The following is a 20,752-nucleotide window of genomic DNA, read 5'->3' as shown; positions in this document are numbered from 1 at the left end:
GGGGGGGTGGCGGGCCGGTGCGCGGTGGTGCTGCCCCGGTGGTTCAGCTCCAGGGCTGGGCGACCAGCCAGCTGGTGTCGGCGGCCCAGCTGGTGCCGCTGTCCCAGCTGTTGGTGCCGCCGTTGCTCGCTGTGTAGGCCGTGTAGTTGTAGTGCCGGATGTACTTCGTCGGGAAGTTGACGGACTGGAAGGAGGTGCCGACCCCGCTGTTGCCCGTGGTGGGGCAGAAGGTGGCGTCCTGGGCGAAGGCGCCGGCGCCGTTGTCGGTGTCCAGGTAGAGCTCGTAGTTGTAGTGGCGCAGGAACTGCCCGGACTTGTCGGCGGACTCGAAGGAGAGGCAGGAGCTGTTGGCCAGGCCGGCGCGGACGATCCAGGTGGCGTCGGCCTTGTCGGTGGCCGAGCTGGAGGAGTTCGTGGTGGAGATGACGACCTTGTTGTCGGCGTCGTCGTGGCGCAGGTAGTGCGAGGTGCAGCAGGGCGCGGTGGTGGCCCGCAGGGAGATCCGGGAGCCGGGGGTCAGCGTGCCGGTGCCGGTCGAGCCGCTGTCGTAGCCGGCGGCGGTGATGTTGGCCTGGACGGCGTTCTCGGTGGCGTCCGACGGGTAGCCCTGGGTCATGACCCCTTCGTAGAAGGTTCCTTGGGCCCACTTGCTGTTGTCACCGCCGATGCCCAGGATGATCGCGCCTTCCTTGTGCATCGGGTTGTAGCCGGTGGCGTTGGGGCGTGCGCCGTTGTAGAAGGTGGCGAGACCGCCCGACCGGGCGTCGCCGCCGCGCAGGGCCCACTGGTTCGGGCCGCCCTTGAGCATGGCGGTCAGGAACCGGCTGTTGACGCTGGGGTCATTGGCGTTGAATCCGCGGTTGACCCCGGAGAACAGGCCGTTCTCCAGGTCGGCCATGACCCAGGGACCGTTGCCGCTGCCCGAGCCCCAGGCCTTGTTGTTGCCGAAGTACAGGGCTTCCATGTGGCCGTTGCCGGTGTCCAGGCTGTTGGTCTCGGCGTTGCCGTAGTCGAAGCAGCAGCCGTCGTTGAAGTGCGTGCCGTCGAAGATGGCGTACATGCCCTCGGGCTGGTCGCCGGTGGCGATGCCGTTGGTGTTGTTGTTGCGGTAGCCGGTCCCGGGGGCGACGTAGACGCCGTACGCCTTGTGGCCGGCGACGGTGACCGGCGCCTCGAAGGCGTTGGCGAGGTTGTCCGGCCCGCCGGCCGCCCCGCCGGCGGGCGCCTGGGTGAGGTGGTTGCCCTTCCCTGACTGGTCGTAGAGGACGGTGATGACGCAGCTGGTGCCGGCGCAGAAGGAGTCCTGCGCGGCGGCGTCGGCGTATCCGCCGGCGCTCAGCAGGCCGATGTCCCTGGTCGCGTTGTCCGAGGCGCGCCTGACCTGGTACAGCGGGCCGTTGTACGCCCCGTACAGGGCCCGGGTGGTGCTGTGCGCCGCCACGCACGGCGTGCCACCGGCGCGGTAGAGGTCGCACGGGCCCTGGGTGGCCGCCTGCGAGGTCCCGGCCGCGGCGGTGAGCAGGCCGGCGGAGAGCGCGGCGGTCGCACCGACCGCGAGGAGGGCGCGCCTGAACCTGCGGATCGACGATCCGATCATGAAGTACTCCGTTCACAGGGTGGGGTGTGAGGTGAGCGGTCCGGTGCGGCTCCGTCCGTCGTCGCCACCGGAAGGAATTGTTAGCGTTAACAATTCTGTCGAAGAGAGGATCACAGGAACGGAGCAGGGACTCCCTGGCCGCACCGGAACCGGCCATCACTATGTCCACTTGCAGATGCACCGTCAAGACATCGCGCAGGAAGGCGGCGGGGCCCCGCACGCCCGTGCGGTGGCGTGCGGGGCTCCGCGTACTGGGGCCGGCCGGTCAGGCCGGGTACGGCAGCTCGGCCTCGGTGGTGCCGGCCGGCTGGGTGTGCAGGGCGCCGTCCGGGCCGCCGATCCGCAGCTGCCAGGGGTGCGGGCTGTCGGTGGTCACCCGGATCCGGTCGCCGGTGCGGCGCAGGTGGAAGCGGGCGGCCTCGCCGGGGCCGTCGGAGCGCGGGATCACCACGGTGCGCTCGGCGCCGTCGGTGAGGGCGTGCACCCGCAGTTCGACGCCCTCGGCCCAGGCGGAGACCGGCCGCTGGTCGTCGGCGCCGAACGGGATGACGGAGTCGGGGCGGGCGAGCAGCGGCAGGGTGTGGAAGCCGTGCTGTTCGCGCACCCACCGCGGGCCGGTGACCCGGTCGCCGGTGAGGACGTTGGTCCAGGTCCCCTCCGGGACGTAGTACTCGACCGTGCCGTCCTCGGTGAAGACCGGGGCGACGAGCAGGTCGTCGCCGAGCAGGTACTGCCGGTCGAGCACGGCGGCGGCCGGGTCGTCCGGGAACTCCAGCACCATCGCGCGCATCACCGGCACGCCGGTGGCGTGCGCCTGCTGGGCCGCGCGCTGGAGGTAGGGCGCCAGGCGGTGCTTGAGCAGGGTGAACTCGCGGGTGACCTCCACCGCCTCCTCGCCGAAGTCCCACGGCACCCGGTACGACTTGCTGCCGTGCAGCCGGCTGTGCGAGGAGAGCAGGCCGAACTGGGTCCACCGCTTGAAGACCGCGGGGGTCGGGGTGCCCTCGAAGCCGCCGATGTCGTGGCTCCAGAACCCGAAGCCGGACAGGCCGAGGGAGAGTCCTCCGCGCAGCGACTCCGCCATGGCGTTGAAGTGGGACTCGCAGTCGCCGCCCCAGTGCACCGGGTACTGCTGGCCGCCGACGGTGGCGGAGCGGGCGAACAGCATCGCCTCCCCCTCGCCGCGCACCTCACGCAGCAGCTCGAACACCGCCTCGTTGTACAGCTGCGTGTAGTAGTTGTGCATCCGCTCCGGGTCGGAGCCGTCGTGCCAGACCACGTCGGTGGGGATGCGCTCGCCGAAGTCGGTCTTGAAGCAGTCCACGCCGACGTCCAGCAGGTCGCGCAGCTTGTCGAGGTACCAGGCGGTGGCGGCCGGGTTGGTGAAGTCCACCAGGGCCATGCCCGGCTGCCACAGGTCCCACTGCCAGACGCTGCCGTCCGCGCGCCGCACCAGGTGGCCCTCGCGCATGCCCTCGGCGAAGAGCTCCGACTTCTGCGCGATGTACGGGTTGATCCACAGGCAGATGCGCAGCCCCTGCTGCTTGAGCCGGGCGAGCATGCCGGCCGGGTCCGGGAAGGTCTCCGCGTCCCAGCGGAAGTCGCTCCACTGGTACCCGCGCATCCAGAAGCAGTCGAAGTGGAAGATGCTGAGCGGGATGCCGCGTTGGGCCATGCCGCCGACGAAGCGGTTGACGGTGGCCTCGTCGTAGTCGGTGGTGAACGACGTCGTCAGCCACAGGCCCAGCGACCACGCCGGCGGCAACGCCGGACGACCCGTCAACGCCGTGTAGCGCTCCAGGACCTGCTTGGGAGTGGGACCGTAGACGATGAAGTACTCCAGCGACTGGTCCTCGACGCTGAACTGCACCTTCCCGACCGACTCGGAGCCGACCTCGTAGCTGACCTTGCCGGGGTGGTTGACGAAGACGCCGTAGCCCCGGTTGGTCAGGTGGAACGGGATGTTCTTGTACGCCTGTTCGCTGCTGGTGCCGCCGTCGGCCTGCCAGATGTCCACCACCTGGCCGTTGCGCACGAACGGGGTGAACCGCTCCCCCAGGCCGTAGACCAGCTCGCCGACTCCCAGTGAGAGCTGTCCGAGCATGTGGTGGCGGCCCTCGGCGTCGGTGACGAATCCGGTGCCGCGCTCCCCCACCGTGGTGAGCACCCGGTCGCCCGCGGCGAACTCCAGGTGCCACGGCCGGGTGGTGTCCACCCGCAGGGTCAGCTCGCCGGCGGACAGCTCCACCACGTCGCCGTCGCGGTGCACCTTCCCGCCGCCCTGCTCGGCGCCGGGCAGCGCGAACTCGGGCCCGGGCCGCACCGAGCCCGCGTGGTGGGTGGCGCGCACGCCGATCACGCCCTCGGCCGGGGACCAGCACTCGACGGTCAGCAGTGGGCTGTTGAGTGTGTCACCACGACCGCGCACGTGCTTCACGGGCGCGTAGAGGGTCATCCGGTCCTCGCCGGTGCGGACATCGGCGACCTCGGTGGCGTAACGCGCGGTGACGCCCGGGCGCATCAGCCAGTAGCCGTCGGTGAACTTCATCGGGCAGGTTCCTCCGTCCGCGCGCGGTGCGCGGTGATCAGGCCCCGGTACCAGTGGTAGCTGTCCTTGGGCGTTCGGGTCAGGGTTTCGTAGTCGACGCGGACGAGGCCGAAGCGCTGCTCGTAGCCCCGGGCCCACTCGAAGTTGTCCAGCAGGGACCACACGTAGTAGCCGCGCACGTCGACCCCGGCCGCGATCGCGTCCGCGACGGCGGCGAGGTGGCCGGCCAGGTAGTCGATCCGTTCGGCGTCGTGCACCCGGCCGTCGGGGGTGAGGCTGTCGGCCTCGGCGGAGCCGTTCTCGGTGATCCAGACCGGCGGCAGCTCCGGGTAGCGGGCGTCCAGACCGACGAGCAGCTCGGTGAAGGCGGACGGAACCACGGGCCAGCCCATGGTGGTGAGCCGGGTGCCGTACGGGTTCGGCTCGGCGACGCCGATGTCCGTGGCGGTGCGCAGTTCGAGGTCGTCCTCACGGTGCGGGGCGGCCTCGACGGTGACCGGGCGGTAGAAGTTGATGCCGACGAAGTCCAGCGGCGCGCCGATCGTCTCCAGGTCCCCCGGGCGGCGCCAGGGACCGTCGGCCAGGCCCGCCCAGGTCTCGCCCTCGTGCGCGGGGTAGCGCCCGGCGAACAGCGGCTCGGTCCAGACCTCGTTGTGCAGGACTTCGGCCCGGCGCAGGGCGGCGAGGTCCTCGGGCCGGTCGGAGGCGGCGTGCAGGCGGTCGAGGTTGAGCGTGATGCCGACCTCGCGGGCGCCGGCGTCGCGCAGCTCCCGGACCGCCAGGCCGTGGCCGACCAGCAGGTGGTGGGCGGCGGCCAGCGCTCCTCGGCCCTCGCGGGCGCCGGGCGCGTGGCGGCCCTCGGAGTAGCCGACGAAGGCGGTGCAGAACGGCTCGTTCAGGGTGATCCAGCGCTCGACCCGGTCCCCGTACCGTTCGGCGGCGACGGCCGCGTACTCGGCGAAGGCCTCGGCGGTCTCCCGTACCCGCCAGCCGCCCCGGTCCTCCAGGGCCTGCGGCAGGTCCCAGTGGTACAGGGTGGCGGCGGGCGCGATCCCGGTGGCCAGCAGTTCGTCGAGCAGCCGGTCGTAGAAGTCGAGGCCCTTGTGGTTGACCGGGCCGGTGCCCTGCGGCAGCAGGCGCGACCAGGAGATCGAGAAGCGGTAGCCGTCGACGCCGAGCCCGCGGAGCAGGGCGACGTCCTCCGGGTAGCGGTGGTAGTGGTCGCAGGCGGTGTCGCCGGTGGCGCCGCCGAGGGTGCGGCCCGGGGTGTGGCTGTAGGTGTCCCAGATCGACGGGCCCCGGCCGTCCTCGTCGTGGGCGCCCTCGATCTGGTAGGCCGCGGTGGCCGCGCCGAAGCGGAACCCGGGCGGCAGCTCCGGGAAGGCCTGGGAGCTCACGGGTGTCCCGGCGCCGGAGGGCACGGCGCTCACAGCTGCGGTGCCAGCCCGCGCTCGCGCAGCCAGGCCAGCTGGACGGGCGGGTTGGAGCCGCAGCCGCCGGCGTGGTCGGCGAACGGCCACACCGTCATGGTGCGGTCCTCGCCCGCGTAGTGGTTGAAGGCGGCGTAGACCGTCCGGGGTGGGCAGACCGGGTCCATCAGGCCGACGCTGAACAGGGCCGGAGCGGTGGCCCGCTGGGCGAAGTGGACGCCGTCGAAGTAGGCGAGGGTGGCGAAGGCCGGCTGCACGCGCTCCCGACTGTGCCAGCGCAGGTAGCTGACGAGCTCCTGGTACGGACCGTCGAGGGAGGTCTGCGCACCCTCGCGGTAGTGGCACAGGAACGGGACGTCCGGCATCACGGCGGCCACCCGGTCCCCGCTGAGCCCGGCGACGGCGAGGGCCAGTCCCCCGCCCTGGCTGCCGCCGGCCACGACGATCCGGCCGGCGTCCAGGCCGGGCAGCTGCGCGACGGCGTCGACGGCGCGCACGCAGTCGGTCATCAGCCGCCGGTAGTAGTGGTTCTCGGGGGAGTCGATGCCCTTGGTCATGAAGCCCCCGACCCACTGGGTGCCGTCGCCCATGCCCCGGTCCGGGGTGTCGTGGCCCTGGCCCCGGCTGTCGACGACGAGCTGGGCATAGCCGGCGGCGGACCAGAACAGGTGCTCGGTGGGCACTCCGCGGCCGCCGCTGTAGCCCAGGTAGGTGACGACGACGGGCAACGGGCCTTCCGCGCCGCGCGGGCGCAGCAGCCAGGCGGCCACCGGCTCGCCGTTCCAGCCGGGGAACCGTACGTCGTCGACCTCCACGGTGCGCAGTCCGTACCGCTCGGTGACGCGTTCGGCCTTGACCGCGCCGCCGTGGGAGCGGGCTTCGGCGAGGGTCCGTTCCCAGAATGCGTCGAAGTCCTGCGGGGCGGTCGACTCGGGCCGGTGGCCGGCGACTTCGTCGGCACCGAAGTCGGTGACGGGCATGGGGGATTCCTCCGGGTGCTGCGAGTTCGAGGTCAGGTGGTGGGGTGTGAGCAGTGACATGCGGGCCGCCTCCGGGCGGCTGGTGACTGCGGGTCGGCGCCCAGGTGGCGGGCGGGATCGCCCGGGCGGTGAGCCGGGCTGGAACGGGTGGCGGCCCGTCTTCCCTCAGGACGGGCCGCCGGCCTGTGGGGCGGGAGGCCTCAGCCGGCCGCACCGAACCGGAAGGCGGAGAGCCGGTAGTCGCCGTGCAGGGTCAGGCTCAGGTCGTGCACGCCGTCGAGCGGGGCGGCGAGGTCGGCGGTGACCGTCGTCCAGGCGTAGACGTCACCGGTCACGGGCACCTCGACCTCGGCCACCACCCGCCCGTCGGCCCGGACGTCGAGCCGGGCCGGTCCCGTCTTCCCGCCCTCGCGGGCGGTCTCGACCTCGACCCGGACGGCGCCGGAGAGGTCGACCTCGCGGAACAGCAGCGTCGCGGGCTGCCCGGGGTCGGTGGGGGTGACGGCGTCACCGTCGGCGCGGGTGGCGTCGACGATGGTGATGTCGGTGTGGTCGTCGAAGTCGACGGCCCGGACGGTCCGTCCGACGACGGCACGGGGGGCCGGCGCCGCCCCCGTCACGGTGAGCGGCACGACGAGGACCTCGTCCTCGGCCGACCTCGCCACGACGACCTCGTGGCCGCCGGGGTCGACGGCGAAGGCGCCCGTGGCGACGTCCCAGTGGGCGAACCGCTCGGCCGGCAGCCGGAACGTCAGCTCGCGGCTCTCCCCCGGCTCCAGGCGGACCTTGCGGAAGTCGGCCAGGCGCAGCCGGGGCGCCTCGTAGCGGGCGTCCAGGGCGCGGACGTAGACCTGGACGACGTCGCTGCCGGCGCGCCGGCCGCGGTTCTCCACGGTGACGGTGAGGTCGACCGCGCCGTCCGGGCCGATCGACGGTTGCGACAGCCGCGGGTCCCGGTAGGCGACGTCGGTGTAGGACAGCCCGTGGCCGAAGGGGTAGAGGGTGGCGCCCCGGTGGTACTGGTAGGTCCACCCGGCCTTGATGATGTCGTAGTCGAGCGGGGCGGGCAGCGGGTCGTCGCCGCGGTACCAGGTCTGCGGCAGGCGGCCGGCGGGCTCGGCCTCGCCGAGCAGGACGGCGGCCAGCGCGTGGCCTGTTTCCTGCCCGCCGTGGGAGGTCCACACCACGGCGGGCAGGTGTTCTGCGGCCCAGTCGACGGCGAACGGGTAGCTGCTCATCAGCACCAGTGCCGTCTCCGGGCGGGCTTCGGCGACGGCGCGCAGCAGCGCCTCCTGGCCCTCGGGCAGGTCGATGTCGGCGCGGTCCTCGGTCTCGCGGCCGTTGATCAACGGATGGTTCCCGAGGACGACGACGGCGGTGTCCGCCGTCGCGGCGGCTTCGCGCGCCTCGGCGATGCCGTCGCGCACCAGCTCGCGCTGCCAGCGCTCGGCCTCGTCGGCGGTCTCGGCGGTGACGGTCACCCGGCCGTCGGTCGGGTCCACGGCGGCGTACCGTCCGGTGAACACGTTGCGGAGCAGGACGGTGTCCGCGCCGGCCGGTTCGAGCCGGAAGGTCTCCTTGACGAACCAGGCCTTGATGACGTCCTGGTCGGCGGCCAGGCCGTCGTCGTCCTGGAGGGTCAGGTAGTGGCCGGTGTCGGCGGCGCGCAGCGTGGAGGCGCCGGCGCCCCAGTCGGTCACGTCGAAGGAGGTCTTGCCGAGCAGGTCACCGGTGGTGCGCGAGCGCAGGGCGATCCGGTCGCAGCCCTCCACTCGGACGATCTCGCCGCCGTGCGGGGCGAGGGCCGCGCCGAGGCCGGTGGCGACGCCGACCTGGTACGGCATGGTGCCGCTGTACCAGTCCTCGAAGAGGGTGTCGGCGAGCGGGCCGATGACGGCGATCCGCGGCGTGCGGGCGGGGTCGAGCGGCAGCAGGCCCTCGTTCTTGAGCAGGACCGTCGACTCGGCCACGGCGTGCCGGGCCAGCACACGGTGCTCGGCGCAGTCGATCACCTCCGGGCCGATGGCGGCGTACGGGTCCAGCTCGGGGTCGAACTCGCCGAGGCGGAAGCGCAGTTCCAGCTGCCGCCGGATGGCGCGGTCCACGTCGACCTGGTCGATCAGGCCGCGGTCCAGCGCCTCGCGCAGTCGGCCGATCACCGTGGCGCTGTCCTCGCCGTGGTCGGTGAAGCTGTCGATGCCGGCCTTGAGCGCCGCGGCGTGGGACTCGGCGTGGTCGTCGTAGTAGTGCTCCGGGTCGACCAGGTTGGAGGGGGCCTCGGCGTCGCTGACCACGAACAGCTCGCGGCCCGTCGGCTGGGCCCAGCGGCGCAGCTCCGCCTCGATCAGCGGACTGACGTGGCAGGGGCGGCCGTTGACGAGGTTGTAGGCGGCCATCGCGCCGGTCGCGACGCCGGCGGCGACGACGGGGCGGAAGGCGGCGAGGTCGTACTCCTGGAGGACGCGCGGGCGCAGTCCGGAGGAGGTGGTGCAGCGGTCGTCCTCGTTGTTGTAGGCGAGGAAGTGCTTGAGCACCGGCGCGGTGCGCAGGTAGTCCGGGTGGTCGCCGGACAGGCCGCGGCAGAACGCCTCGCCGACCCGCGCGGTGTGCAGCGGGTCCTCGGAGTAGCCCTCCTCGTTGCGCCCCCAGCGCGGATCGCGCAGCAGGTTGAGCACGGGGGCCCAGGCCTGCAGGGAGTTGGCCCCGCGCTCGGGGCTGCCGACCGCCGGCGGGCGGTGGTAGTGGAAGGCCCTCAGCTCGGTCGAGACCGCCTCGGCCACGCCGCGCACCAGGTCCTCGTCCCAGCTGGCGCCGAGGCCGACGGCCTGCGGGAAGACCGTCGCCACGCCGAGCCAGGAGACGCCGTGCAGGCCCTCGCTGCCGGTGCGGAACGGGCCGACACCGAGGCGCGGCACGGCCGGCGCGTACTGGTGCAGCATCGCGAGCCGCTCGTCGGGCGTCAGCCGGTCGAGCAGGTCGTCGACACGCTCCCGCAGGGCGAGCGTGGGATTGCGGAAGCCGGGCAGGCCGGCAGCGGACACGGGCACGGAACTCACGTGGAACACCCTTCGGGCGGGCTCGGCTCGGCGACCGGATGATCGAAGCGTTTCGACGCTGGCACGCCCCGACTGGCCTGTCAACTCCCCATGACACAAACGATTTTGCATTTGTTCAGCCTCTTGCTCAACCGGAAACGCGTCGTTAGTCTCGCCGAAACATTCAAGCGCTTCGACGCCTTGACGCCTCGACGCCTCGACGCTTCGATGCCTCGACGCTTGGACCGCGCTTCGACGGAGAGGGGCTACGCCACCATGAGATCCGGGTTGAACCGAAGGAGCTTCCTGACCACCGCCGCGACGGTCGCGGGAGCCGCCGCGATGGCACCCCTGCTGTCCGCCTGCGGAGGCGGCTCGGGCAAGAAGGCCGCGGCGAACACCAAGGAAGGCCTCAAGGCCGCCCTCCCGACCTACGTACCCAGCACCAACGCGGTCAAGCCGGACATAGCCTCCGTACAGGGCACAGGCGACGCCGCGACCGACCCGGCCTACCTCTCCTACCCGGCCTCCCCGCCCACCAGCGTCTCCGGCGTTCCGGGAAAGGGCGGCAGCTATACGGCGGTCACCCCGCTGTGGGGCACGGCCCCACCGACCGGCAACTCCTTCTACGAGGCGATGAACAAGGCGCTCGGGGTCGAGCTGTCCGTCAAACCGACGGACGGCATCAACTACAGCACCATCATCCCGACGATGACCGCCGCCAAGAAGCTGCCGGACTGGATCAACCTGCCGGCCTGGTTGAACGCCAACTTCAACACCGGTGGGCTGGTCGGCACCCAGCTCGCGGACCTGACCCCCTACCTGTCCGGCGACAACATCAAGAAGTACCCCAACCTGGCCGCCCTGCCCACCGGTGCCTGGCAGCACGGTGTCTGGGGCGACAAGCTCTACGGGATCCCCTGCTTCTCCACCAGCTTCGGCATCCCCGGCGCCACCTTCTACCGCCGGGACATCCTCGAGGCCCGCGGCATCACCGCCGACCAGGTCAAGTCCGCCGACGACCTGATGAACATCGGCAAGGAGCTGACCGACGGCAAGCGGGGCGTGTGGGCCTTCGACGACGTGTGGACCTACCTCCAGTTCGCCTGGGGCGTTCCGATGAACTGGAAGGTCGACAACGGCAAGCTGGTCCACCCGTTCGAGACCCAGGAGTTCCTGGAGGCCCTCGACTGGCACAACCGCCTGGCCGCCTCGGGCTACATGCACCCGGACGCGCTCGCCGGTGACGTCTCCAACGGGTCCACCCGCTTCTACAGCGGCAAGACGCTCATCGGAGGCGGCGGACTGGGCGCCTGGAACCTGGCCGACCACCAGTCCGGCACCGCCGCGGACCCGAACTACCGGCGCGGCGCGTTCAACGCCATCACGGCCGACGGCAAGGGCACGCCGGTGATCTACATGGGCGCCGCCGCCAGCATGATCAGCTACCTCAACGCCAGTCTGAAGCCGGAGCAGATCCAGGAACTGCTCTCCGTCGCGAACTACCTCGCCGCCCCCTACGGCACGGCCGAGTACACCATGGTCAACTTCGGCGTCGAGGGCGTCCACCACACCCGGGTGAACGGCATGCCGACCTTCACGGAGGAGGGGAAGAAGGACGTCCAGGTGACGAGCTACCAGTTCCTGGCCGCCGCCCCCTCCGTGACCAGCAACCCGGGCGGCGAGCAGACCACCAGGGACTACGCGGGCTGGTCGGCCGCCAACGTCAAGTACCTCACCAAGCCGCCCTTCTGGGGCATGAACCTCAGCATGCCGCAGGCCATCGCCTCGGCAGCGGCCGCACAGAACGTCAACGACACCATCAAGGACTGCTACCACGGCAAGAAGAAGGTCTCCGACGTGCAGGACGCCATCTCCAGCTGGCGATCCGGCCCCGGTGAGCGGCTCAAGCAGTGGATGACCGACAACGTCCTCAACAAGTACGGCACCGGCCAGTGAGCACCGCGGCCCCGAAGCGCCCAGCCGGCCCCGCACGGCTCAACTGGCGGACCAGGCTGCGGCGCGACAAGTCCCTCCTGCTGATGACGGTCCCCGCGGTCGTCCTGCTCCTGGTGTTCAACTACGTGCCGCTGTTCGGCATCGTCACCGCCTTCCAGGAGTACGACCCGCTGGTCGGGGTCTGGCACAGCGAATGGGTCGGCTTCGACCAGTTCCAGCAGCTGCTGGGCGACCCGGCGTTCTGGGCCTCGCTGCAGAACACCCTCTACCTCAGCTTCGTCCAGCTGATCCTCTTCTTCCCGATCCCCATCGCCCTGGCCCTGCTGCTCAACTCGGTGATCAGCGAGCGGATCCGCAACTTCTTCCAGTCCGTGGTCTACCTGCCGCACTTCTTCTCGTGGGTGCTGGCGATCACGATCTTCCAGCAGATGCTCGGCGGCGCCGGCATACTCAACCAGTTCCTGCGCCAGCACGACATCAGCACGTGGGACATCATGACCAACCCGGACACCTTCGCGCTGCTGGTCACCTCCCAGGCGGTCTGGAAGGAGGCGGGCTGGGGGATCATCGTCTTCCTCGCCGCGCTGAGCGCGATCAACAGCGAGCTGTACGAGGCCGCGGCCGCCGACGGCGCCGGGCGGATGCGACGGATGTGGCACATCACGCTTCCCGGCCTGCGCGGGGTGATCGTGCTGATGCTGGTCCTGCGGCTCGGCAACGCCCTGTCCGTCGGGTTCGAGCAGTTCCTGGTCCAGCGCGACGCCGTCGGCCACGAGGCCGCGGACGTCCTGGACACCTTCTCCTTCTACTACGGCATCGCCACCGGCGGCTACAGCTACGGCGCGGCGGCCGGGCTCTTCAAGAGCGTGGTCTCGCTGCTGCTCATCTGGGGCGCCAACAAGCTGGCACACGCCTTCGGCGAGGACGGGCTGTACCGCAAATGACGAACGCACTCACCATGGGTTCACGGGGCGAGAAGCGCCGCACCGCGACAACAGCCGCCCGCCGCCGGGCCCGCTCGGCCCGCCCGCCCTGGGACGAGCCGCCGACCGCCGTCGGCCAGGCCGCCAAGGGCCTCACGCTCGGCGGGACGCTCGCCGTCATCCTGGTCCCGCTCTACATCATCGTCCTGACCAGCTTCTCCACCCCCGGCGCCATCAACCGGGCCGGCGGCCTGGTGATCTGGCCGGACGGCCTGACCACCGAGACGTACCGCCAGATGCTCAGCGACTCGACGATCGTCACCGCGCTGGGGGTGAGCCTCGGCATCACCGTGGTCGGCACCGCGCTGTCCATGGCCGTCTCCGTCCTGTGCGCCTACGGCCTCTCCCGGCCGCGCTCCCTCGGGCACCGCTTCGTCCTGCTGCTGCTGATCATCACGATGTTCATCGGCGGCGGCCTGATCCCGAGCTTCCTGGTCGTCACCGGACTCGGCGGCTACGGCCAGTGGTGGGCGCTGATCCTGCCGAGCGCGGTCTCCGTCTTCAACATCCTGGTGCTGCGCGCCTTCTACCAGGAGACGTCCTCCGAACTGATCGACGCGGCCCGGATGGACGGCGCCGGGGACTGGCGCATCCTGTGGTCGGTCGTCCTGCCCACCTCGCGCGCCGTCACCGCCGTCACCGCGCTGTTCTACGCGGTCGGGTACTGGAACTCCTTCTTCAACGTCATGCTCTACATGCCGACGGACAGTCAGAAGTGGCCCCTGCAGTACGTTCTGCTCACCTACGTCAACCGGGCCAACGGCCTACCCGGCTCCGTCAACTCGGGCTTCGGCAGCACCCACGCCCAGACCGCACCGCTCTCCCTGCAGATGGCGGTCGTGGTCCTCACCCTGGTACCACTGGTGATCGTGTACCCGTTCGTGCAGAAGCACCTGCGAACCGGTGTCCTCACCGGCGCGATCAAGGGCTGAGCCGTCCGCTCCGGTCCGGCGCGCCCCACCGGACCGGGACCGGGCCGGGAACACGCCCTCAACGGAACCGAAATGAAGGAAACAGAACGATGGTGAAACTCGCCGATGTGGCCAGGCACGCCGGCGTCTCGTCCAGCACGGTCAGCTACGCCCTCAGCGGCAAGCGGCCGATCTCCGACGAGACCAGGCTCCGCATCGAGCGGGCCATCACCGACCTCGGCTACCACCCCAACGCGGGCGCCCGGGCCCTGGCGGGCAAGCGCTCGCACATCATCGCCCTGGTCGTACCGCTCCACCCCGAAGTGCACGTGCCCACCATGATGGAGATCGCCATCGCCGTCACCGTGGCGGCCCGCGAACACGGCTACGACGTCCTGCTGCTCACCAACGACGAGGGCCCCGAGGGCGTGCGCAGGGTCGCCGCCACCGGACTCGCCGACGGCGTCATCCTGATGGACGTCCGCCTCGACGACGACCGGATCCCGGTCCTGCGCGCCCAGGACATCCCCGCCGCCCTCATCGGCCTGCCCGACGACCCCGCCGGACTCTCCTGCGTCGACCACGACTTCGCCACCGCGGGCGCCCTGTGCGCCGACCACCTGGCCGACCTCGGCCACCGCGACATCGCCTTCATCGGCTACAGCAGCGGCGTCTACCAACGGCACGCCGGCTACGCCGAGCGCACCCTGAACGGCTTCCGCACCCGCGCCGAGCAGCGGGCACTGCGCTTCCTCCACCGACCGTGCGAGGGCACCTACGAGAGCACGGCCGGCACCCTGGCCCGCATCCTCGCGGACCGCCCGGACACCACCGGGTTCGTGGTGCAGAACGAGGCCGCGATCGGCCCCCTGCTCAGCCTCCTGCGCGCCAGCGGACGGACCGTCCCCGAGGACACCTCCGTCATCGCCATCTGCCCCGACACGATGGCCGAGCAGCACTCCCCCCGGCTCACCTCCGTGAGCGGCCCGAGGAAGGACCTCGGACAGGTCGCCGTCGACCAGGTCATGGCGAGGATCGCCGCGACCGCCGCCGGCGACGAGCCCGAGGCCCGACTCCTCCTGATGCCACCGGAACTCGTCGTCCGCGAAAGCACCGCACCGGCCCCGCACCGCAGTTGACCCCCTACCGAAGGACATCTCCGTCATGGACATCCGACGGCTCACCGACCGCCTCAGCGGCCTCGCCTACGGCGGGGACTACAACCCCGAGCAGTGGGACGCCGAGGTCTGGAAGCAGGACGACGAGCTGATGCGCCGGGCACGCGTCAACCTCGCCACCGTCGGCGTCTTCTCCTGGGCCCTGATGGAGCCCGAGGAGGGCCGCTACGACTTCGACTGGCTCGACGCCCACCTCGACCGCCTCCACGCGGCCGGCGTCGCCGTCGACCTCGCCACCCCCACCGCTTCTCCGCCGCCCTGGTTCACCCTGGCCCACCCGGACGCCCTGACCGTCCGCTCCGACGGCACCCGGCTCACCCACGGCAGCCGGGACACCTACTGCCTCACCGCCCCCGCCTACCGACAGGCCGCCCGCCGCATCGCCGCCGCCCTCGCCGAACGCTACGGCGACCACCCCGCGCTCGCCCTGTGGCACGTCCACAACGAGTACGTCACCCCCTGCCACTGCGACCACACCGCCACCGCCTTCCGCGTCTGGCTGCGCGCCCGCCACGGCTCCCTGGACGCCCTCAACGAGGCCTGGGGGACGGCGTTCTGGAGCCAGCACTACACCTCGTGGGAGCAGGTCCTCCCGCCCCGCACCAGCCAGTGGCACCACAATCCCGGCCACGTCCTGGACTACAGCCGCTTCTGGTCCGACGAGACCCTCGCCGCCTACCGCGAGCAGCGCGACGCGATCCGCACCCACAGCGACCGTCCGGTGACGACCAACCTCATGGTGCCCGACTACCAGAACCTGGACCTGTGGGCCTTCGGCCGCGAGGTCGACCTGGTCTCGGTCAACCACTACCCCACCGCACCCGGGGTCGACGCCGCCGCCCACGCCGCCTTCGACGCCGACCGGGCCCGCTCCTTCGCCGGCGGCGCCCCCTGGCTGCTGATGGAATCGGGCACCAACACCGTCTACGCCGGCGGCCGCACCCTGGCCAAGGAGCCCGGGGACATCCTGCGCCACTCGCTCGCCCACATCGCCCGCGGCTCGGAGGGCGCGCTGTTCTTCCAGTGGCGCCAGTCCCGGGCCGGCGCCGAAACGTGGCACTCGTCGATGATCCCGCACGCCGGGCCGGACAGCCGCACCTTCCGCGAGGTCACGGCGACCGGCGAGGCCGTCGCCCGGCTCGGCGAGCTCGCCGGCTCCACCGTCCGGGCCGAGGTCGCCGTGCTGCACGACTCCGACGCCTGGTGGGCGATGAAGGTCGACGGGCTCCCCTCGTCCGAGCTCGACTACTTCCCCGCGCTGAAGCGCGCCCACCGGGCCCTGTGGGACGCCGGACTGACGGTCGACTTCGCCCACCCCGAGCACGACCTGAGCCGCTACCGGGTCGTCCTCGCCCCGGCCCTGTTCCTGCTCACCGACGCGGGCGCCGAGAACCTGCGCCGCTACGTCGCCGACGGCGGCACCCTGCTCGTCCAGCACTTCAGCGGCATCGTCGACGAGCGCATGCACGCCCGGCTCGGCGGCTACCCGGCCGCTCCGCTGCGCGAGGCGCTGGGCATCCGCGTCGAGGAGCACCGCCCGCTGCGGCGGGACGAGGAGGTCGCGCTCTCCGACGGCTCGACCGCCCGCTCCTGGAGCGAGTCCCTGCGCACCGAGGGCGCCGAGGCGCTCGCCGCCTACACCCACGGCATGCTCGCAGGCAGCCCGGCGCTCACCCGCCACGCCTTCGGCTCCGGCCACGGCTGGTACCTCTCCACCCGCCTCGACGACACCGGCTACACCGCCCTGGTCGGCCGGCTCCTGACGGAGGCCGGCGTCGCCCCGGAGCTGCCGGGCCTGCCGACCGGCGTCGAAGCCGTCACCCGCCACGCCGCGGACGGCCGCGGCTGGCACGTGCTGATCAACCACCGCACCGAGGCCGTACCCCTGCCGCAGCCCGGCCACGACCTTCTCGCGGACGCGACGCTCAGCGAACTGGCGCCCGGAAGCTGTGCGGTCCTGCGCAGGCAGTGAACGCTCCCCCGTCTCCCCCGCCCACCGAGGAAGGCCACCGATGAGCGACCCGCACAAGACGATCCGCTGGGGCCACGGCGCCCTGGAGCTGGAGATCGGCCTGGGCGAGCACGGCCCTCCGCGACTGACCCGCCTCTGCGCACCCGGTGAGAGGAGCGCGGCCCCCCGCCCCGGCGCACCGCTGCCGCTGGTGGAGGTGACGACTGCGGATCTCGGCCGCTACTGGTCGGGCCGGCATCTCGTCAACAGCGGCCTCGGCGGACGGTTGCGCCACCGCACGCACCGGGCGACCCGGGACGGCGACTGGCACGTACTCACCGTCGAACTCCACGACCCGGAGAGCGGCCTGACCGCCGAGGCGGTCTACCGCTCCCCGGACGGCGTACCGGTGCTGCGCAGCGAGGTGCTGCTGCGCAACGAGGGACCGCGGACGCTGCACCTGGAGTCGGTCGCCTCGCTCGTGGCCGGCTGCCTCACCGGGGGCGACCCGGTGGAGCTGGACGACGCCGACCTGCTGTGGGCGGAGAACGAGTGGTTCGCCGAATGCCGCTGGCACCGCCAGCCGCTGCGCGTGTCCTCGCCCGAGCGGAGCGGCCGCTTCCACACCACCTCCGGCCGCAGCACCCGCGTCGTCGCCGGACAGGGCGTGTGGTCCAGCTGCGGCCACCTGCCGATGGGCGGCCTGACGGACCGCGAGTCCGGCCGCACCTGGCTGTGGCAGATCGAGCACAACGGCGGCGGCTGGCGCTGGGAGTGCGGGGTGCGCGACGACACCGCCTACACGGCGCTGTACGGCCCGAACGACGCGGACCACGGCTGGCGCCACCCGCTGGAGCCCGGCGCCGAGTTCCGCACCGTACCGGTGGCCCTGGTGTACGTCGCGGACGGCGGCCCGGACGCCGCCTTCGCCGCCCTCACCCGCTACCGCCGCGCCACCCGCCGCCCGCACCCCGACCACCGGCGGCTGCCGGTGATCTTCAACGACTACATGAACTGCCTGATGGGCGACCCGACCACGGCCAAGCTGCTGCCGCTGGTCGACGCCGCCGCCGAGGCCGGCGCGGAGTACTTCGTCGTCGACGCCGGCTGGTACGACGACGGCGACAACTGGTGGAGCTCCGTCGGGGCCTGGGAGCCGTCGGCCTCCCGCTTCCCCGGGCCGAAGGGGATCCACGAGGTCCTGGACCGCATCCGGGAACGCGGCATGGTCCCCGGCCTGTGGCTGGAGCCGGAGGCGGTCGGGGCCTCCAGCGCCGTCGCGGCCTCCCTGCCGGAGGAGGCGTTCTTCCGCCGCGACGGCCGACGGGTCGAGGAGGGTGGCGGCCGGTACCACCTGGACCTGCGCCACCCGGCCGCCCGCGCCCACCTGGACGGCGTGGTGGACCGCCTGGTCGGCGAGTGGGGCGTCGGCTACCTCAAGCTCGACCACAACACCGACCCGGGCTCCGGCACCAGCGGCCACCCCGGCGAGGCCCCGGCGGCCGGCCTGCTCGGCCACAACCGGGCCCAACTCGACTGGCTCGACGGCGTCCTGGACCGCCACCCGGACCTGGTGATCGAGAACTGCGCCTCCGGCGGCATGCGGATGGACCACGCCCTGCTCTCCCGGCTCCAGCTGCAGTCCACCAGCGACCAGCAGGACCTGCTGCGCTACCCGCCCATCGCGGCCTCCGCCCCCACCGCCGTCACGCCCGAGCAGGGAGCGGTCTGGGCCTACCCGCTGCCCGAGGACTCCCCCGACGAAGTAGCCCTCACCATGGCCAACGCGGTCCTCGGCCGCATCCACCTCTCCGGCCGGATCGCCGAACTCTCGGCGGAAGCAAGGGACTTGGTCCACGAGGCGATAGCCGTCCACAAGTCGATCCGCGCCGACCTGCCGCAGGCGCTGCCCGCCTGGCCGCTCGGGCTCCCGGGCTGGGAGGACCCGTGGATCGCCCTGGCCCTGCACACCCCCGACACCACTTACCTCACCGTCTGGCGACGCTCTGGAGAGGAGGCCGTCAGGGACCTCGGCCTGCCCCACCTGGCCGGCGCCGAGGCCCGCGTCGAGGTGCTCTACCCGGCGTCCGGCCGGGCCCGCGCCACCTGGCACCCGGACACCGCCGACCTCACCGTGACCCTGCCGGCGGCCCCGTCCGCCGTCCTGCTGCGCCTCACCAGGTATCCGATCGACAGGAATTGACGATGCCTCAGGTCCTTGCGCGCGCCCCACCGCGCCGGCCTCGCCCCCCTACGGAACACGCTTCGCGTCCGGGCCCGACACCATGCAGCCGCACCGGGCCCCCTGCCGTCCAGAACGCGGGAGTTCGCTTCCCCCACTCGAACACCACGCACCCCCACCCCACTGGAGGGACGCAATGAAATGGCCAGTCCGCACATGTCATGATCGCGTCATAGCTGCCGCGGCGGCCCTGGCGCTCGCGGTCACCGGCGCGATCGCCGCCGTCGCACCGACCGCCGAGGCCGCACCGCCCGCCGTCACGGCGAGTCCCGTGTCGGTGTCGGTCGACGCCGCCCTGCAGCTCGCCACCGTCCCCGACGCCGGCGTCGGCGTGAACATCCCGGTCTACGACGCCGCCATGAACGCCGCCGCCACCCCCGGCCTGCTCAGCACGGCCGGCATCAACACCGTCCGCTACCCCGGCGGCAGCCACTCCGACGTCTACCACTGGCAGACCGGCACCGCCGACGACGGTGCGTACGTCGCCCCGAACACCGGCTTCGACGCCTTCATGGGCACCGTGCGCGCCGCCGGAGCGCAGCCGGTCATCACCGCCAACTACGGCTCCGGCACCCCCCAGGAGGCCGCCGCCTGGGTCCAGTACGCCAACGTCACCAAGGGCTACGGCATCAAGTACTGGGAGATCGGCAACGAGGTCTACGGCAACGGCGAGTACGGCGCCAGGTGGGAGTACGACACCCACAGCAGCAAGAGCGCCACGACCTACGCGAACAACGTGCTCCAGTACGTCTCGGCGATGAAGGCGGCCGACCCGAGCGTCAAGATCGGCGCCGTGCTGACCACCCCCGGCTACTGGCCGGACGGCATGGTCGGCCCGGGCGACACCATGGACTGGAACCACACCGTCCTGTCGATCGCCGGCTCGAAGATCGACTTCGCCATCGTGCACGCCTACCCCACCAGCACCAGCCCGGCCGACCTGCTCACCAAGCCGCAGGCCCAGAACGCCGCCATCACCGGCGCCGTGCGCTCGCTGATCAACCAGTACGCCGGGACGAACGCCCCCAACGTCGGCATCGCGGTCACCGAGGCGAACGCCCAGGCCTACCTCGACACCTCCCCCAACGGACTGTTCGCCCCGGACAACTACCTCACCTGGCTGGAGAACGGCGCGTTCAACGTGGACTGGTGGGACCTGCGCAACGGCACCGACTGCACGAAGGTGACCACCGTCGAGGGCGCCACCGACTACAACGACGGCGGCCTGGTCTCCAGCGGCTCCCCGTGCGAGCCGGCCGCCAACACGCCCTTCCCCGCCTACTACGGCATCCAGATGATCAGCAGGCTCGGCGCGCCCGGGGACACCCTGGTCAAGGCCGCCAGCTCGTCCTCGCTGCTCACCGCGCACGCCGTCCGCCGCACCAACGGGGACGTGGACGTCATGCTGATCAACAAGGACCCGAACAACGACGCCACGGTGAACCTCTCGTACACCGGGTTCGCCCCGTCCTCCGCCACCCCGACCGTCCACTCCTACCTCAAGAACGCCCACGGGATCGGCACGGCCCAGTCCGGCAGTCCGACCACCCAGACCGTGCCCGCCTACGGCATCACGGTCGTCCAGATGCACCCGACCAGCGCGCCCTGCCGGGTCGTCTACAACAAGAACGAGTGGCAGGGCGTCATGGTCGGCTCGGTCACCGTCGTCAACAACGGCCTCGGCCAGGTCAACGGCTGGTCCCTCGGCTTCGACTTCCCCGGTGACAACAGCATCACCAACAGCTGGAACGCCTCGGTGTCGCAGAGCGGCCGGAGCGTCAACGCCGGGAACGTGTCCTACAACGCCTCCGTCCCCCAGGGCGGCAGCGTCCAGTGGGGCTTCAAGGCCACCTGGTCCAGCAGTGACGCCAACCCCTCCGGCTTCCGGTTCAACGGCGCCTCCTGCGCGATCGGCTGAACCCGCTGAGCCGGTGGTGC

The 20,752-nt window shown here is 71.8% G+C and carries 12 protein-coding genes; 7 read left to right on the top strand and 5 right to left on the bottom strand.

Annotated features, from left to right (window positions below; genetic code table 11):
- Positions 1 to 43: 43 nt before the first annotated feature.
- The 5 genes from IE332_RS25470 to IE332_RS25450 form a co-directional block, all read right to left on the bottom strand.
- A complete protein-coding gene (locus IE332_RS25470) occupies positions 44 to 1,597 on the bottom strand; it encodes an alpha-L-arabinofuranosidase B (protein WP_189920602.1) in 1,554 nt (517 codons plus the stop codon).
- A gap of 265 nt (positions 1,598 to 1,862) precedes the next feature.
- A complete protein-coding gene (gene yicI, locus IE332_RS25465) occupies positions 1,863 to 4,145 on the bottom strand; it encodes an alpha-xylosidase (RefSeq protein ID WP_189920599.1) in 2,283 nt (760 codons plus the stop codon).
- Positions 4,142 to 5,542, bottom strand: coding sequence for a GH1 family beta-glucosidase (locus IE332_RS25460; RefSeq protein WP_189920592.1), 1,401 nt, complete (start codon positions 5,540 to 5,542; stop codon positions 4,142 to 4,144). Before IE332_RS25460 ends, yicI begins: the two co-directional genes overlap by 4 nt.
- Before the next feature lie 29 nt (positions 5,543 to 5,571).
- Positions 5,572 to 6,555 (bottom strand): acetylxylan esterase, encoded by a 984-nt coding sequence (locus IE332_RS25455; protein ID WP_189920591.1) that lies wholly within the window; start codon positions 6,553 to 6,555, stop codon positions 5,572 to 5,574.
- Between the two features lie 200 nt (positions 6,556 to 6,755).
- A complete protein-coding gene (locus tag IE332_RS25450) occupies positions 6,756 to 9,611 on the bottom strand; it encodes a glycoside hydrolase family 3 protein (protein WP_229928900.1) in 2,856 nt (951 codons plus the stop codon).
- Between the two features lie 267 nt (positions 9,612 to 9,878).
- Here IE332_RS25450 and IE332_RS25445 point away from each other — a divergent pair, with 267 nt between their 5' ends.
- The 7 genes from IE332_RS25445 to IE332_RS25415 all read left to right on the top strand — a co-directional run bounded on the left by IE332_RS25445 (position 9,879) and on the right by IE332_RS25415 (position 20,732).
- Positions 9,879 to 11,549 (top strand): ABC transporter substrate-binding protein, encoded by a 1,671-nt coding sequence (locus IE332_RS25445; RefSeq protein WP_189920587.1) that lies wholly within the window; start codon positions 9,879 to 9,881, stop codon positions 11,547 to 11,549.
- On the top strand, positions 11,546 to 12,493 hold the full coding sequence (locus IE332_RS25440; RefSeq protein WP_229928899.1) for an ABC transporter permease: 948 nt from the start codon (positions 11,546 to 11,548) through the stop codon (positions 12,491 to 12,493). Before IE332_RS25445 ends, IE332_RS25440 begins: the two co-directional genes overlap by 4 nt.
- Positions 12,490 to 13,464, top strand: a complete 975-nt coding sequence (locus IE332_RS25435) for a carbohydrate ABC transporter permease (protein WP_229928898.1) — start codon at positions 12,490 to 12,492, stop codon at positions 13,462 to 13,464. The genes IE332_RS25440 and IE332_RS25435 overlap by 4 nt, the downstream gene beginning before the upstream one ends.
- A gap of 89 nt (positions 13,465 to 13,553) precedes the next feature.
- Complete coding sequence (locus IE332_RS25430) at positions 13,554 to 14,582, top strand: LacI family DNA-binding transcriptional regulator (RefSeq protein ID WP_189920585.1); 1,029 nt, start codon at positions 13,554 to 13,556, stop codon at positions 14,580 to 14,582.
- Positions 14,583 to 14,607: 25 nt separating this feature from the next.
- Positions 14,608 to 16,593: a beta-galactosidase gene (locus IE332_RS25425; RefSeq protein ID WP_189920584.1), complete on the top strand. Its 1,986-nt coding sequence runs from the start codon at positions 14,608 to 14,610 to the stop codon at positions 16,591 to 16,593.
- A gap of 40 nt (positions 16,594 to 16,633) precedes the next feature.
- Positions 16,634 to 18,775, top strand: a complete 2,142-nt coding sequence (locus IE332_RS25420; protein WP_189920582.1) for an alpha-galactosidase — start codon at positions 16,634 to 16,636, stop codon at positions 18,773 to 18,775.
- Between the two features lie 175 nt (positions 18,776 to 18,950).
- Positions 18,951 to 20,732 (top strand): cellulose binding domain-containing protein, encoded by a 1,782-nt coding sequence (locus tag IE332_RS25415; protein WP_189920579.1) that lies wholly within the window; start codon positions 18,951 to 18,953, stop codon positions 20,730 to 20,732.
- Positions 20,733 to 20,752: the final 20 nt, after the last annotated feature.

The sequence above is a fragment of the Kitasatospora xanthocidica genome (assembly GCF_014656195.1).
Lineage (GTDB): Bacteria > Actinomycetota > Actinomycetes > Streptomycetales > Streptomycetaceae > Kitasatospora > Kitasatospora xanthocidica.
Note: the sequence above shows the minus strand (reverse complement) of the source record. Positions and strands in the feature narration are given on the sequence as shown.